The sequence below is a fragment of the Nocardioides litoris genome, from assembly GCF_006346315.1.
GTDB lineage: Bacteria > Actinomycetota > Actinomycetes > Propionibacteriales > Nocardioidaceae > Nocardioides > Nocardioides litoris.
Map to the genome: position 1 here is coordinate 404631 of NZ_VDMR01000001.1, position 14235 is coordinate 418865.

13 protein-coding genes are annotated in these 14235 nt (G+C 76.6%); 3 read left to right on the top strand and 10 right to left on the bottom strand.

Annotated features, from left to right (window positions below; genetic code table 11):
- Positions 1-12 precede the first annotated feature (12 nt).
- The 4 genes from FJQ57_RS01975 to FJQ57_RS01990 form a co-directional block, all read right to left on the bottom strand.
- Positions 13-786, bottom strand: a complete 774-nt coding sequence (locus FJQ57_RS01975) for a dioxygenase family protein (RefSeq protein ID WP_211348719.1) — start codon at positions 784-786, stop codon at positions 13-15.
- A gap of 28 nt (positions 787-814) precedes the next feature.
- A complete protein-coding gene (locus FJQ57_RS01980; protein ID WP_139977567.1) occupies positions 815-1528 on the bottom strand; it encodes a uracil-DNA glycosylase in 714 nt (237 codons plus the stop codon).
- 143 nt (positions 1529-1671) lie between these two features.
- Complete coding sequence (locus FJQ57_RS01985; protein WP_139977568.1) at positions 1672-2730, bottom strand: SMP-30/gluconolactonase/LRE family protein; 1059 nt, start codon at positions 2728-2730, stop codon at positions 1672-1674.
- On the bottom strand, positions 2727-4241 hold the full coding sequence (locus tag FJQ57_RS01990) for a flavin monoamine oxidase family protein (protein ID WP_139977569.1): 1515 nt from the start codon (positions 4239-4241) through the stop codon (positions 2727-2729). The genes FJQ57_RS01985 and FJQ57_RS01990 overlap by 4 nt, the downstream gene beginning before the upstream one ends.
- A gap of 78 nt (positions 4242-4319) precedes the next feature.
- Between FJQ57_RS01990 and FJQ57_RS01995 the strand changes: the two genes are divergently transcribed.
- Genes FJQ57_RS01995 through FJQ57_RS02005 form a run of 3 tightly spaced genes read left to right on the top strand, consistent with a single transcriptional unit; the run spans position 4320 to position 6552 of the window.
- A complete protein-coding gene (locus FJQ57_RS01995; protein WP_139977570.1) occupies positions 4320-4961 on the top strand; it encodes a TetR/AcrR family transcriptional regulator in 642 nt (213 codons plus the stop codon).
- Positions 4958-5629, top strand: a complete 672-nt coding sequence (locus FJQ57_RS02000) for a class II aldolase/adducin family protein (RefSeq protein WP_139977571.1) — start codon at positions 4958-4960, stop codon at positions 5627-5629. The genes FJQ57_RS01995 and FJQ57_RS02000 overlap by 4 nt, the downstream gene beginning before the upstream one ends.
- Positions 5626-6552: a carbohydrate kinase family protein gene (locus tag FJQ57_RS02005; RefSeq protein ID WP_139977572.1), complete on the top strand. Its 927-nt coding sequence runs from the start codon at positions 5626-5628 to the stop codon at positions 6550-6552. The genes FJQ57_RS02000 and FJQ57_RS02005 overlap by 4 nt, the downstream gene beginning before the upstream one ends.
- Here FJQ57_RS02005 and FJQ57_RS02010 read toward each other — a convergent pair.
- The 6 genes from FJQ57_RS02010 to FJQ57_RS02035 form a co-directional block, all read right to left on the bottom strand.
- A complete protein-coding gene (locus tag FJQ57_RS02010) occupies positions 6510-7982 on the bottom strand; it encodes an aspartate aminotransferase family protein (RefSeq protein ID WP_139977573.1) in 1473 nt (490 codons plus the stop codon). The two genes, FJQ57_RS02005 and FJQ57_RS02010, sit on opposite strands and share 43 nt — an antisense overlap.
- Before the next feature lie 118 nt (positions 7983-8100).
- Entirely contained in the window at positions 8101-9609 is a 1509-nt protein-coding gene (locus FJQ57_RS23510) for a pyridoxal phosphate-dependent decarboxylase family protein (RefSeq protein WP_139977574.1), read from the bottom strand.
- Positions 9606-10952 carry an MFS transporter gene (locus FJQ57_RS02020; RefSeq protein WP_139977575.1) on the bottom strand — a complete coding sequence of 449 codons (1347 nt, stop codon included), beginning with the start codon at positions 10950-10952 and terminating at the stop codon, positions 9606-9608. Before FJQ57_RS02020 ends, FJQ57_RS23510 begins: the two co-directional genes overlap by 4 nt.
- Positions 10949-11722 (bottom strand): M15 family metallopeptidase, encoded by a 774-nt coding sequence (locus FJQ57_RS02025; RefSeq protein WP_139977576.1) that lies wholly within the window; start codon positions 11720-11722, stop codon positions 10949-10951. Before FJQ57_RS02025 ends, FJQ57_RS02020 begins: the two co-directional genes overlap by 4 nt.
- Before the next feature lie 76 nt (positions 11723-11798).
- Positions 11799-13031 (bottom strand): alpha/beta fold hydrolase, encoded by a 1233-nt coding sequence (locus FJQ57_RS02030; RefSeq protein ID WP_246081542.1) that lies wholly within the window; start codon positions 13029-13031, stop codon positions 11799-11801.
- A gap of 82 nt (positions 13032-13113) precedes the next feature.
- Positions 13114-14232 (bottom strand): hypothetical protein, encoded by a 1119-nt coding sequence (locus FJQ57_RS02035; protein ID WP_139977577.1) that lies wholly within the window; start codon positions 14230-14232, stop codon positions 13114-13116.
- Positions 14233-14235 lie beyond the last annotated feature (3 nt).

The window sequence follows — 14235 nt, forward strand, 5'->3', positions numbered from 1 at the left end:
CCCGAGGGGTGGTCAGGCCACCTGGAGCGACCGCTTGGACAGGCCCATCCAGAACCCGTCGATCACCTGCTCGCCCGGAGCGGCGGGGTCGGTGGCCGCCCCGAGGGTGACGAAGAGCGGCGAGTAGTGCTCGACGGTCGGGTGGGCGTAGGGCATGCCGGGCGCCCGGTGCCGGATGTCGGCGAGGGCGTCGACGTCGCCGCGGGCCAGGGCCTCGGCGGCCCAGGCGTCGAAGTCGACCGACCAGCCCGGCGGGGTCGCGTCGATGCGGAACTCGGTGAGGAACGGCAGGCCGTGGGTCAGGAAGCCCGACCCGATGATGAGCACGCCCTCGTCACGCAGGCCGCGCAGCCGGGCGCCGAGGGCGAGCAGCCGCTCGGGGTCGTGGGTGGGCAGCGACATCTGCAGCACCGGGACGTCGCCCGCGGGGTACATGATCCGCAGCGGCACCCAGGCGCCGTGGTCGAGCCCGCGCTCGGTGTGCTGGTGCACCGGCTCGGAGGCCGGCATCATCGCCGTGACCCGGTCGGCCAGCCAGGTGGCGTCGGGGGTCTCGTAGGTCATCTCGTAGTACTTGCGGTCGAAGCCGCCGAAGTCGTAGACGAGCGGGGCGCGGCTCGCCGACAGCGACACCGGGGCGGACTCCCAGTGCGCGCTGACGATGAGGATCGCGCGCGGGCGCGGGAGGTCGCGGGCCCACCCGGCCAGCTGGGCGGACCACACCGGGTCGTCGAGCAGGGGCGGTGCGCCGTGGCCGAGGTAGAGGGCGGGCATGCGGTCGGTCATGTCCACCACAATAGTTGAAACTTGAATTTCATTCCTCGGGTCGGCCGATCGCGGCCCAGTCGATCGGATCGGCGCCCTGCTCGAGCAGCAGCCCGTCGACCGTCGAGAAGGGCCGGGTGCCGAAGAACCCGCCCCGGTTGGCCGACAGCGGCGAGGGGTGCCCCGAGACCACGCACGGCACCGGCGCGAGCCACGGCTCGAGCCGGCGGGCGTCGGCGCCCCAGAGCACCGCGGCCATCGGCTGCCCGGCGGCCGCCCGCGCCGCCAGGACGCGCACCGCGTGCTCGGTCACCGGCTCCCAGCCCCGCCGCCGGTGCGACCCGGCCTCCCCGGCCCGGACCGTCAGGACCCGGTTGAGGAGCATGACGCCCTGCGCGGCCCAGGCCGTGAGGTCCCCGTGCTCGGGTGGCGTCACGCCGAGGTCGGAGGACAGCTCGCGGTAGACGTTGCGCAGGCTCGCCGGCAGCGGACGCACGTGCCGCTCGACGGCGAAGCTGAGGCCGATCGGGTGTCCCGGCGTCGGGTAGGGGTCCTGGCCGACCAGCAGCACGCGGACGCCGGCCAGCGGTGCCCGGAACGCGCGCAGCACGAGGTCGTCGGCCGGCAGGACGGTCCGTCCCGCCGCCGCCTCCTCGCGCACGAGGGCCAGCGCCGCCGCCAGCTGCTCGTCGACCGGCGCCAGGGCCTCGGCCCAGTCGGGGGCGACCAGGCCCCGGTCGACGAGGTCGGCGAGGGCGCTCATGCCGGTGACGGTAGCGGGGCTCGTCGGCCGGCCCGGGGCACTCCCTCACCGCCCGGTGCTCTTCCCCGCCCGCATTCGGGCGGAGAAGAGGTGCGGACGGTGAGTTGCCTGTCGGCCGACACCCCTGGGGGCATGCGACCGGGTCAGCGTCGCAGGACGAAGCGCGCGGAGCGCGGCAGGTGGGGCGGGCGGCCGCGCTCGCCGACCTCGACGGAGAGGATCGCCTGGTGGGCGTCGTTGCCGGCGATGGCCGACTGGTTGGCCACGAGCACGCGGGTGCCGAGGAAGGTGGCGTTGCTCGGGGTGTCGAACGGGACGGGCGAGCCGTTGTCGCCGGTCAGCGGCACGTCGGGGAAGCGGCGCAGCTCCTGGCCGGTGGGGGAGAGCACGACCAGCTGCGCGGTGAGGCCGGCGTTGGCGACGTACAGGCGGCCCGAGCGTCCGACGCCGAAGCCGTCGGGCAGGTCCGTCGGCCGGGAGGTCCACAGCGGCGTGAGCCGGCCGGGGCGACCGCGGCGCACGGGGAGGGAGTAGAGCAGCCCCTGGGTCGTGGTGCGGGCGGTCGTCTGCTGGGTGAGGAGGAAGGCGCCGCGGCGCCGGTCGTAGACGATGCCGGTCGTGCCGAACCCGGCGATCCCCTCCAGCCCGGCCGAGCGGAACCACGGCTCCACCCGACCGTTGCGGCGGACCCGGTAGACGACGCCGGCGGCGTAGTCGGTGACGAACAGGTGCCTCGGGCCCCAGGTGGCGTAGTTGGGGGACGCGCCGGCGGGGAACCTGGCCACCCGCTCGAACCGGCCGGTGCGCACGTCGAGCGTCAGCACCGCGGGGATGGAGGTCTCGAGCAGCACGAGCCTGCCGTCGCGGGTCTCGTTGGCGACCTGCACGCCGTGCTCGACGCCGAGCCGCTGCCCGGGCACGGTCCAGGACCGCAGCAGCGTGCCGTCGGCGGTCCACTCGTGGACCCTCGAGCGCCGGCTGCCCTCGTCGGCGTAGGTGCCGGCGTAGACGCGGCCGTTGCGGGCCACGTGCACGTACGCCGCCCGCCCCGGCCCGGGGACGAGCGAGAAGACCCGCGTCGTGAAGGTGGGGTCGGCCTGGGCGGCCTGGGCGGCCCGGGCGGCCTGGGCTGGGGCCGCGGTCGGCACGGCGGTCAGCGCGGCGACGAGGACCAGCAGCACCGGCAGCAGCAGCCGCCTCACCGCAGCTTCTCCAGGACCTCGAGCGCGGCCCGCTCGCCGGAGCGGACGGCGCCGTCCATGTAGCCGCTCCAGTAGGTCGCGGTCTCGGTGCCGGCCCAGTGCACCCGGCCGAAGGGCCGCCGGATCGCCGGGCCGAGCGTGCTGAACGACCGGTCGGCGGCGTGGATCGCGGTCGGGCCGCCGCCGGTCCAGCGCTCCTTGGTCCAGTCGTGCTCGGTGTACTCGACCGGGCGCAGCGCCTCGGGCCCGAACATGGCCGCGAACCCCTGCAGCACCGCCTGCCGGCGCTCGGCGAGCGGCAGGCGCCCGTAGCGGCGCCAGGTGTCGCCGCCGACGAAGGCGAGCAGCACGCCGGGGCTGCCGGCCGGCGGGCAGTTGTCGAAGACGACGCGGGCGGCGCCGGTGTCGTTGATGCCGAACCCGCTCAGGCCGTCGGCGCGCCAGAACGGCGTGCGGTAGACGGCGTCGCACTTCATCAGCTTGCCCATGTGGGCGTGCTCGAGCAGCCGGCGGCGGCTCGGGGGCAGGCGGGGGAACCAGTCCATGCCGAGCACGGTGGGCGGGGGAGCGGCCACGATGACCCGCCGTGCGGTGACCACGCCGCGGGCGGTGTGCACCCGCACCCGGCCGTCGCGCTGCACGATCTTGCGCACCGGCGCCCGGAGCGCGACGACGTCGCCGAGCCGGCGGGCCAGCCGGATCGGCACCAGCTGGGAGCCGCCGACGAACCGCCGCTCCTGCGCGCCGCCGACGGTGTCGGAGTTGCGGGAGAAGGTGCCGACCGTGCGCTCGTTGCCCGAGCACGCGACGTACCAGAGGACGAAGAGGAACGACAGCTCGCGCGGGTCGGCGCCGAACCCCGGCTGGGTCCAGGACTCGATCAGGTGGGAGACGCCGGCGGGGTTGAGCAGCGAGCTGCGGCGGATGAACTGGTCGAGGGTCATCGAGTCCCACTCGCGGGCCCGCGGGTGCGACCACGGGGCGTCGACGGCGATCTCGGCGGCACAGGAGTCGATCTTCTGCAGCAGCAGCGCGGCGTCGGGGAGGATCGTCGGGTCGGGCGGCACCGTGCCGGAGTACTCCAGGCGCCCCGTGAGCGAGGAGACGTAGACGCTGTTGCCGGCCGCGTGCTCGCGGAACGTGGGTACGCCGAGCTCGCGGGCCAGCCGGGCGATGTGGTCCTGCGTGGGCCCGATGAACGCGCCGCCCGCCTCGACCACGGCGCCCTTGGTCTCCAGCTCGTGGTTGAGCAGGCGACCGCCGACGCGGGGGCGGGCCTCGACCAGCAGCACCGAGCGGCCACCGCGGGCGACACGGCGGGCCGCGACGAGCCCGGCCAGGCCGCCCCCGACGACCACCACGTCGACCGTGCGGGGCAGCGGGCCCCGCAGTGCGGTGCCCCCGGCGGCCTCGGCCTCGACGTCGGCGAGCGCGCCGACGGCCATCGGGACGCCGGCGGTGAGCGCGGCCGCGCCGAGGAGCGTGCGCCGGGAGAGGTCGACGTCGGTCATCGCTGGCTCCAAACCTGAACGTGTGTCATATTTCGGTCTCGTACCCTACGGTCTCCCGGTCAACGAGGGAAGAGGTCCATGGCAACGGCCCAGACGGCCCAGACGGCCCCGCAGTCGGCGCGCCGCGCCCCGGTGCAGGAGCGCAGTCGTCGTCGGGTGGAGGCGATCCTCGAGGCCACCGCCGACCTCGTCCTGGACCGCGGGGTCGAGGCGATCACCACGCGCGAGATCGCCGAGGCCGCCGGGGTGCCGGTGGCCTCGCTCTACCAGTACTTCGCCGACAAGGAGGGCGTGCTGCTCGCCCTGGCCGAGCGCGACATGGCCGAGATGGACGAGCAGGTCGTCGCCGACGTGGCCCGGGTCGCGCCGACCTCGGTGGCGGTGCTGGTGGAGACGGTGATGCGCTCCTTCACCACGGTCTACGCCCGGCGCCCGGCGTTCGTGGAGATCTACCTGCGTGGACGCACCAACACCGCGGTGCACGCCTTCGGCCGCGCCCACAACGGCCGCATCGCCCGCACGCTGCGCGAGGTCGCGGTCGACGGCGGCCTGGCCCGGGCCGACCTCCCGGAGGCCGCCGCGGTGCTCGCGGTCGAGGTGGGCGACAGGGTCTTCCAGCTGGCCTACGAGCACGACCGGACCGGCGACACCGCGCTGGTCGAGGAGGGCATCGTGATGATGACGGCCTACCTCGAGCGGTACGCCGAGGAGCCGGCGTGAGCGCCCGCGACGAGGTCGCCGCCGCGGCCCGGCGGCTGGCCGCCGAGGGGCTGCTGGTCGGCACCGCCGGCAACGTCAGCGTCCGCGTGCGCGACCTGGTGGCCGTCACCGCCACCGGGGTCGTGCTCGCCGAGTGCCGCGCCCGCGACGTGGTGGTCGTCGACCACGACGGCCGGCTCGTCGAGGGCGGCCTGCGCCCGACCTCCGAGCTCGAGCTCCACCTCGGGGTGTACGCCGACCAGCCGACCACCACCGCCGTCGTGCACACCCACGCGCCGTGGTCGACCGCCGTGGCCTGCGTGCTCGACGAGCTGCCGGTGCTGCACTACCAGCAGCTGCTCCTCGGTGGGGCCGTCCGGGTCGCGCCCCACGCCACCTTCGGCTCCCCCGAGCTCGCCGCCGGCGTCCGCGCCGCGCTCGCGGGCCGCCAGGCCGCCCTGATGGGCAACCACGGCTCCGTGGCCGTCGGCACCACCCTCGACCAGGCCGTCGAGCACGCCCTGCTGCTGGAGTGGCTGGCCGCCCTCCACCACCGGGCCAGCACCCTCGGCACGCCCCGCCCGCTCACCCACGCCGAGCAGGAGGCCGTCGTGCTGGCCGCCCTGTCCCGCGGCTACGGATCCACCCAGCCCGCCCCGCCGTCACTCCCCCGGGAGGCCCAGCCATGAAGGTCGCCTGCGTCGGCGTCCACGTCCTCGACACCCACGTCGTCGGCATCGAGTCGATCCCGGCCGGGTCCGACGGCCAGCTCGTCGAGACGATCCGGGCCTCGGCGGCCGGCACCGCCGGCGGCACGGCGGTGGTCCTCGCCCGCCTCGGCGCCGACGTGGCGTCGTACGGCGCGGTGGGCGACGACCCGCTGGGCGACCTGCTCCTCGTCCTGCTGGCCCGCGAGGGCGTCGACACCACCGGACTGGTCCGCAAGGCCGACCACCAGACCTCCGCCTCGGTCATCCCCGTACGTCCGGGCGGCGAGCGGCCGGCGTGGCACTGCATCGGCGCCAACGGCGCGTTCACCCTCGACGACCTCGACCGGGCGGCGCTCGCGGGCACGACCCACCTGCACCTGGGTGGCCCGGAGTTCCTCGGGGGCCCCGCGGCCGGCGAGCTGCTGGCCTGGGCGCAGGCGCAGGGCATGACCACCTCGGTCGACGTGCTCGCCCCGGGCGACCCCGACCTCCTGGCCTGGATCGCCGACGCCCTCCCGCACGCCGACGTCCTGCTGCCCAACGACGAGCAGGTCCGCGGCTTCACCGGCGAGGACGACCTGGCGGCCGGGGCCCGGGCGCTCGTGGCGGCGGGCGCCGGGTGCGTGGCCGTGACCCAGGGCGCCCGGGGCGCGCTCGTGGTGACCGCCGAGGACGTCGTCGAGGTGCCGGCGTACGCGATCCCCGACGGCGAGCTGGTCGACACCACCGGCTGTGGCGACGCGTTCAGCGCGGGCTATCTGCGCGGCCTCGCCCTGGGGCGGGCGCCGGCCGACGCGGCCCGGCTCGGGTGCGCCACGGCGGGCCAGGTCGCCCGCGGCCTCGGCTCCGACGCCGGGGCCTACTCCCTGGCCTCGGTGGAGGCGGTCGTCGCGGGGTCCTGACCGGTCCGCACCGGCCGCACCGGCCGCACCGGCCGTACCGGCCGCACCAGCCGGTCGAGGTGCACCCCGAGGAGCGCCTCGCGCACCCCGGGCCGCGCGGCGGCGAGCAGCAGGTTGGTCTCCGCCCGCGCCCCCGGGTGCTCCGGGACGACCGCGTCGAGCGTGGCCGCGGCGTCGAGCAGCAGGTGGGCGGAGTGGTCGCGCACGTCGTCGGGATCGAGGTGGTCCAGCAGCCGCTCGAGGGTCGCGTCGACCTGGGCCGGGCCGCGCTCGCGCGCCTCCTCGACCGCCTCGGCCAGCGCCTCCAGCAGCCCGTCGACGACCGGGCGGACCGCGGCGGTCACCGGCACCCGCAGCAGCGGCGGGCCCGACTCCGGCAGCACGGGGTGCGTCGTCCAGCCGCGCCGGTGCAGGGCATCGGCCAGCGTCAGCACGTCGCAGGTCGCGTCGGTGCGCAGCGAGACCACCGTGGCCGCGGGGCGGGCCACCAGCCGGACCCCGTCGAGGGCCGCGACGCCGGCCACGAACGCCGCCGTCGCGGCGAGAGCGTCGTCCACCAGCGCCGCGCACCCGTCGTGGCCGATCTCCCGCAGGGTCTCGACCACGTCGCCGAGCAGGCCACCGGGCCGCGACCACGTCGCCGGCAGGTCGAGCGGTCCGCGGCGGCGTACGGCGGTGGGGGCGGCGGCGCGGGCGCCGGCGGAGTCGCGGTGCAGCAGCACGGCCAGGTCGGCCGCCCCACCACCCTCGGGGCCGACGGACAGGGCGACGGAGGTGACGCCGGTGGCCGCGAAGCCCCAGCCCGGCCCGACCCGGCCGGCGCGCTCGGCGTGGGCCACGGCCCAGCCTCCGCCGGTCGCGTCGACGTGCAGCGGCAGCCCGCGCACCGCGGCCGCCGCGGCCAGCCAGGCGACGGGGTCGACCACGCCGTGGGTGTACGACGGCGCGGAGGCGACGACGAGCACGGTGTCCTCGCGCAGCAGCCGGGTGGTCGCGCCCACCGAGGCCCGGCCGTCAGCGTCGAGCGGGGCGACGAGGGGGAGCAGTCCGAGGGTGGCGGCCGCGGCGAAGTAGGCGGGGTGGGCCGAGGCCGGCAGCACGACGGTCGCGACCCGCAGGCCGGGCCGGCTGTCGCGGGCGCCGCGCAGCACGGCCAGCGCGGCCTCCTCCGGGCCGGCGACCACGCGGCCCGAGGCACCGTCGGGGGCGTCGAGCAGGTCGGCGACGAACCCGACGAGCAGGCCCTCCGCCTCGTGCCGCGAGGGCACCGGCGTGTCGCGGCGGTGGGTGGCGCGGTGGGCGAGCCGGCCGTCGTCGGGTCCGGTGGCCACCACGGGCGCGAGGGCAGGCTCGGGCGGCCCGTCGTCGGCCGCGCCGACGGCGGTGCTGGCCTGCTCGATCAGCTGCAGGCGCGCTCGGCCGCGCTCCATGTGGGTCTCCCGGTGGTCCGCCACCACGGCCCCGGCGGCGGGCGGCGTCGTCCGAGCCTAGGGACGACCGGCGCCGCGCGGCACCCCGCGAACGGTCCCCCCTGCTGGTCCCCAGTGACTAGGCGGCGGGGCCGCTCGACCCCGTGCCGCCGCGCACCGGCCGCTGCAGGCGGTCGAGGAACGAGACCAGCACCGCCTCGCGCAGGGCGGGTGCGGCCAGGTCGAGGAGGGCGTTGACCTCGGCCATCCGGGTCGGCAGGTCGAGCCCGCCCCCGTCGGACGGGCCGCCCAGGCCGGCCGCGTCGAGGAGGCCGTCGAAGTCGGCGTCGGTCAGGGCGGCGGGGTCGAGGGCGCCGACGTACGCCGCGACGCCGGGGTCGACCTGCACCGGCCCCGCGGCCTGCGCCGCCGCGACCGACGCGGCCAGGGCCGTGACCAGCTCGGGCACGTGCGGCCGGGTCGCGGCGCTGACCGAGAGGTGCACGGTCGGCGGGTGGCCGGCGAACGACATCTGGGGCTGGACGTACCACCCGCGCGCGGCCATCTCGTCGCACACCGTGAAGGCGTCGCACGTCTCGTCGGTGGCCAGCGCGACCAGGCTCGAGTCGGGCGGCACGACCACGCGCAAGCCCGGGATGTCGGTGGCCGCGGCCACGATGGCGTCGACGGCGGCGAGCACGTCACGGACGAGGAGGTCGTAGCCCGTGTCCCCGATCGAGCGCACCACGGCCCAGGCGCCGGCCAGGGGCCCGCCCGAGCGCGTCGACTGCAGGGTCGGGTTGAGCATCGTGTAGCCCGGCCACGCAGCGCTGGCGAAGAGCTGCGGCCGACGCAGGGCCGCGGTGCGGTGCAGCAGCACCGAGGTGCCCTTGGGCGCGTAGGCGTACTTGTGCAGGTCGACCGAGATCGAGGTGACCCCCTCCACGGCGAAGGTCCACGGCGGCACGGCGCGGCCCTGGCGGGCGGCCCAGGGGAGCACCCACCCGCCGATGCAGGCGTCGACGTGGCAGCGCACGCCGCGGGCGGCGGCGAGCGCGGCCAGCTCGGTCACCGGGTCCACCACCCCGTGGGCGTACGACGGCGCGCTGGCCACCACGAGCGCGGCCCGGTCGCCGAGCAGGTCGAGCGCGGCGGCGGTCGCCTCGACGTCGGCCCGCCAGCCGGTGCGCTCGCCGGTCGGCACGAGCACGGCCTCCACACCGAAGTAGTGCGCGGCCTTGTGGAAGGCCGCGTGCGCGGTGTCGGGCAGCACCATCGCCGGCGCGGGTCGGTCAGGCCCCGGGTGGCGCACGGCGTGGGCGTCGCGCGCGCCCTGCACGGCCAACAGCACCGACTCGGTGCCGCCGGAGGTCACGTTGCCGACGCAGCCCTCGGGGCCGTCGAGCAGGTCGGCGGCCGTGCCGACCAGGTCGTTCTCCATGGCCAGCAGGCTCGGGAAGGCCGTCGGGTCGAGCCCGTTGCTGCCGGCGTACGCCGCCACGGCCTCGCGCCCGACCCGGTCGACCTCGGCCAGCCCGGAGTCGTAGACGTAGGCCAGGGTGCGGCCGCCGTGCACGGGCAGGTCGCGGGCCTGCAGGGCGCGCAGCTGCGCGAGCAGGTCGTCGGCGGGCGGGGCGGGCTCGGTCATGCGGCCATCTTGTCGCGAGCGGCGTCGTCGAGGCGGTAGCGGGCCAGCCACCACAGGCTGGCCACGACGAGCAGCGCCGGCAGCACCGAGAAGCCGAGGGTGATCGCGGTCAGCGCGCTGTCGGGCTGCACGAGGTCGCCGGTGGTGCTCGACCGGTAGGACCCGAGCGCCAGCACGAGTGCGAACAGCCCGGGCCCCAGAGCCAGGCCCAGGGTCTCGCCCGCGGTCCAGACGCCGGTGTAGACGCCCGTGCGGTTCTCGCCGGTGGCCGCGGCGTCGGCGGCCGCGACGTCGGGCAGCATCGCGAGCGGGAAGACCTGGCAGCCGGCGTACCCGATGCCGACGAGGGCCACGGCGGCGACCACGACCCCGGTCGGTGCGACCCGGGCGGTCGCGGCGAGCACGGCGCCCGCGGCCAGCACGACCGAGGCGGCGGCGTACCCCCGGCGCTTGCCGACGCGGTCGCCCAGCCGGGCCCACACGGGCGTGAGCAGCAGCGCCGGCCCCACGAAGCAGGCGAACAGGATCGTCGCGGCGCCGTCGCGGCCGAGCACGTCGCCGGCGAGGTAGTCGACGCCCGCGAGCATGCACCCGGTGGCCAGCGCCTGCAGCACCCAGGTGACGAGCAGGGCCCGGAACGCCGGTGCACCCGCCACGACGCGCAGCTGGTCGCGCAGGCCGCCCGGCCCCGGCTCGACGGTGCCGACGGGCGCGTCCCGGGTGCCGAGGTAGGCCCCGAGCACGCCGACGAGGATGACGAGCGCGACGACGAACCCCATCAGCCGGTAGCCGTCGCGACCGCCCACCGCGTCGCGGATCGCCGGGGCGGTCGCCCCGACGAGCAGGATGGTCAGGGCCAGCACCGCGACCCGCCAGGTCATGAGCCGGGTGCGCTCGGCGTACCCGTCGGTCATCTCGGCCGGCATGGCCACGAACGGCACCTGGAAGAACGCGTACGCCGACGCGCAGGCCAGGAACACCACCAGCACCCACGCCGTACCGGCCGCCGCCGAGCCCAGGTCGGGCGCGGCGAAGAGCAGCGCGAAGGTGATCGCCAGCGCGACGCCGGCCCGCAGCAGCCACGGCCGCCGCGGACCGCGCGGGTCGGTGGTGCGGTCGGAGATGCGCCCGGCGACCGGGTTGAGCACGACGTCCCAGGCCTTGGGCAGCACGACCACGACGCCGGCCACCAGGGCCGCGACCCCGAGGGTGTCGGTGAGGTAGGGCAGCAGCATCAGGCCCGGCACGGTGCCGAAGGCGCCGGTGGCGACCGAGCCGACGCCGTACCCGACCCGGACCCGACGGGGGAGCGGGGTTGGGTCGGGCGAGCGGGCGGCGGTCACCCGCCGAGGTTAGAGCTCCTGGTCGCCGCGCCGAGGGAGACGCTGCAGCTCGGCGCGCTCCAGGTGCGCCCGGCGCGCACGTCGACGTGCACGTGGTCGTCGTGGCCGGGGTAGCCGGGCCCGAAGATGCCGCCGAAGCCGGTGTAGCGGGCGTTCTGGGCCAGGCCGCAGAACGACGCCCCCACGAGGTCGATCGCCGTGCCGTAGGTGTGCTGGCCGGTGCCGCTGCCGCCGACCTGGCGGTCGCAGGACTGGGAGCGGAAGCCGGAGGTCACGGTCAGCGGCACACCGCCCATCCGCTCGCGCAGGGCCTCGGCCCGCCACATCGCGCGCAGCAGGTTCTGCCGCACGGTGGCCTCGCCGACCGACCCGCCGGCGTACCCGCCCTGGCCGCAGCCGCCGTCGACCTCGCCCCAGGAGAAGTGGGCGGGCGTGCAGTCGGCGTCCTGCAGCGCGTAGATCGCGGCGTACGTCGCCGGGCCGGCCACGCCGTCGGCGCTGAGCCCGTGCGCGGCCTGGAACCCCCGGACGGCCTGGGACGTCTGCGCACCGAAGCTGCCGTCGACGGCCATGTTGACGGCGTACCCGGCCCACCCGGCCACCCGGACCTGCAGCTCGGCCACGTCGGCCCCGGTCGCGCCCGCGGACAGGGTGCGCGGCCAGGTGTAGCACTCGTCGGCGTGGGCCGGCGGGCTCGCGGCGGTGCCGACGCCGACGAGGCCGGCGACCAGGACGGCGAGGGTGGCGAGCAGGGCGCGCAGTCGGGGCATGCGCCCAGCGTCGCGGCCGGCGGGCCGGCCCGAAACGGGGACAACCCTTGCGCCGCGCGGGCTCGCCTCCGCCGCCCTAGCGGGAGAGCGCCCGCGAGGCCCCGGAGCCGTGGCGGCGGCGGCCCGTGCCGATGGGCGCCTCGCCGTCGTCGCCCTCGTCGTCACCGTCGCCCTCGTCGTCACCGGTGACGGCGCCGGAGCCGCCGTCGCCGTCGGCCGAGGACCACTGGTCGATCCACTCGTCGAGCACCACCCAGGTGGTGCTGCGCGCGGCGCGTCCGGTGAGCATCCCGAGGTGCCCGCCGGGGACGATCTCGAACTGCACCTCCGGCGAGCCCGCGAGCAGCGGCACGACGGCCTTGACCGCCCCGACCGGCGCGATGCCGTCGGTCGCGCCGGCGAAGACCAGCACGGGCACGTCGATGTCGGCGAAGGACACGGTGCGCCCGGTGGCGCCGCCGTCGCCGGTCACGACGCCGAGGTCGAAGGTGCCCGCGACGAGCGCGTTGCCGCGCACGAAGCGGTGGTAGAGCTGGCCGAACGTGCGGCCGGGGTAGGCGGTCATGTTGGCGGTGAACCGGTCGACGGCCTCCATCTGGGCCAGGAACTCGGTGTCGTCGTAGTGCGCGGCCTTGGCGACCGGCTTGGTCACCAGCTTCTGGAACGACGAGAGCTGGAAGGCCCACCGCACCAGCGGCGTCGGGGCGCCGCCGAGGGTCTGGTAGGCCTTGGTGATCGGCCCGCGGCCCCCGGCGAGGTTGAGCAGCGGGCGCAGCGGCGCGACCAGCGGCACCTGCTTGACGTCGACGGGGGAGCCGACGATCGTCAGCGACGCGATCGGCAGGTCGGTGTCGGCCGCGGCGGCGAGCAGGGCGAAGATGCCGCCGAGGCTCCAGCCGACCACGTGCACCGGCCGGTCGCCGGCGTGTCGGGACGCCTCGCGGATCGCGGTCGGCACCACCTCCTCGACCCAGTGCTCCATGCCGAGGTTGCGGTCGCGGAAGGAGACCTGGCCGTACTCCACCAGGTAGGTCGGCCGGCCCTCGGCCACGAAGTGCTCGACGAGGGAGCAGCCGCGGCGCAGGTCGTAGCAGATCGCGGGCGCGGCCAGCGGGGTCACGAGCAGGACCGGGTCACCGGTCTCCTGCACCTTGGCCGCGGGCCGGTAGTGGTAGACCTCGCGCAGGACGCCCTCGTCGATGAGGGTGCGCGGCATCGGCCGGAGGTCGGCGAGCCCGCCGTAGAACACCTGGTGGGCCAGGTTGCTGGCGGCCGAGACCAGCTGGTCGGGCTTGGGGATCAGGTCCACGGGGGGAACGTACCTCCCGGCGCGCCACGCGTCCCCGCCTCGCTGGAGGGGAGACACGCGTCACGGGACCGTCGGGGGAGCCTCAGAAGCGGAAAGCCAGGGCGCCCCGGATGTCGAGGTTGCCGTTGTCGCGGTAGCTCTGGATGACGCCGTCGGGCACCGAGTCGTCGGCGGTGACGACGGTCAGCACGATGAACTGACCGACCGACGAGGCCGTCCAGTAGCCCCGGTCGCTGATGACGCCGACGGGCCGCACCTTCCAGTCGGCCTGGGTGATCTGCTCGCCCTCGATGACCGCCTTGGCGCTGTTGGGGTCCTTCATCGTCATCACGATGTGCGTCATGGCCAGCCGGCCGCCGCGCGCCCGGTAGGTCCACTCGGCTGCCGCCTGGCACCCCAGCGCGGTCAGCGCGCCCTTGTTCTCGACCGGCCCGCAGGTGTCGTGGTCGACGCCGCTCTCGAACTCCGCCTTGAGCCGCACGTCGCCGAGCTTGAAGTCCCAGTCGCCGTCGTACTCCTTGTAGCTGACCGGGGAGTCGCTGAGGCGGGGCTCGGTGGTCTCCGAGGGGGTCGGCTCGGGCAGCGTCGGCTCGGAGGAGGGGGCCGGGGTCGGCTCGGTCGGCGTCGTCGGCTCGGGCGCCGCCTCGGTGCTCGGGTCCTCGGTCTCGGCCTCCGTCGACGGCGAGCTGCTCGGGGCGGGGTCCTTCGCGGTGGGCTCGTCGTCGCCGCCGGCCCAGACGGCGGCACCGACGCCGCCCCCCAGCAGCAGGAGCACGACCACCACGGCCGCGACGACCAGGCCGGTGCGGCCCTTCCGCGACGGGGGCGGCCCCGACGGCCCGCCCTGGCCGTACGGCGCGCCGTGGGGCGACCCGTACGGCGACCCGCCCGGCGACCCGTACGGCGAGGGACCCCAGCCGGGCGGGCCCTGCGGCGGGACGCCGCCGGGGGCCGTCGGCGGCTGCCCGCCCGGCACCCAGGTCGGCGGACCGGACGGCGGGGGACCGGACGGCGGGCCGCCGTGGGGCTGGCCGGAGGTCCGGGTCGGCTCGGCGGGCGGGGTGCCGCCGCCGAGGGTCGGGCCCCAGGAGTCGCCCCAGCCGCTGGACCCGCCCTGCTGACCGCCGGCCTTGCCGAGGTCGGGGCGGTCGCCCGGGTCGGGACCGGAGGGCGGCGGGGGCGGCGGTGGGGCGTCAGCCATGCG

What these genes read in the sequence shown, in the direction of transcription:
- FJQ57_RS01975 (WP_211348719.1), bottom strand. Translation starts at nt 786, where the DNA reads ATGACCGACCGCATGCCCGCCCTCTACCTCGGCCACGGCGCACCGCCC.
- FJQ57_RS02005 (WP_139977572.1), top strand. Translation starts at nt 5,626, where the DNA reads ATGAAGGTCGCCTGCGTCGGCGTCCACGTCCTCGACACCCACGTCGTC.
- FJQ57_RS23510 (WP_139977574.1), bottom strand. Translation starts at nt 9,609, where the DNA reads ATGACCGAGCCCGCCCCGCCCGCCGACGACCTGCTCGCGCAGCTGCGC.
- FJQ57_RS01990 (WP_139977569.1), bottom strand. Translation starts at nt 4,241, where the DNA reads ATGACCGACGTCGACCTCTCCCGGCGCACGCTCCTCGGCGCGGCCGCG.
- FJQ57_RS01995 (WP_139977570.1), top strand. Translation starts at nt 4,320, where the DNA reads ATGGCAACGGCCCAGACGGCCCAGACGGCCCCGCAGTCGGCGCGCCGC.
- FJQ57_RS02025 (WP_139977576.1), bottom strand. Translation starts at nt 11,722, where the DNA reads ATGCCCCGACTGCGCGCCCTGCTCGCCACCCTCGCCGTCCTGGTCGCC.
- FJQ57_RS02035 (WP_139977577.1), bottom strand. Translation starts at nt 14,232, where the DNA reads ATGGCTGACGCCCCACCGCCGCCCCCGCCGCCCTCCGGTCCCGACCCG.
- FJQ57_RS01980 (WP_139977567.1), bottom strand. Translation starts at nt 1,528, where the DNA reads ATGAGCGCCCTCGCCGACCTCGTCGACCGGGGCCTGGTCGCCCCCGAC.
- FJQ57_RS02010 (WP_139977573.1), bottom strand. Translation starts at nt 7,982, where the DNA reads ATGGAGCGCGGCCGAGCGCGCCTGCAGCTGATCGAGCAGGCCAGCACC.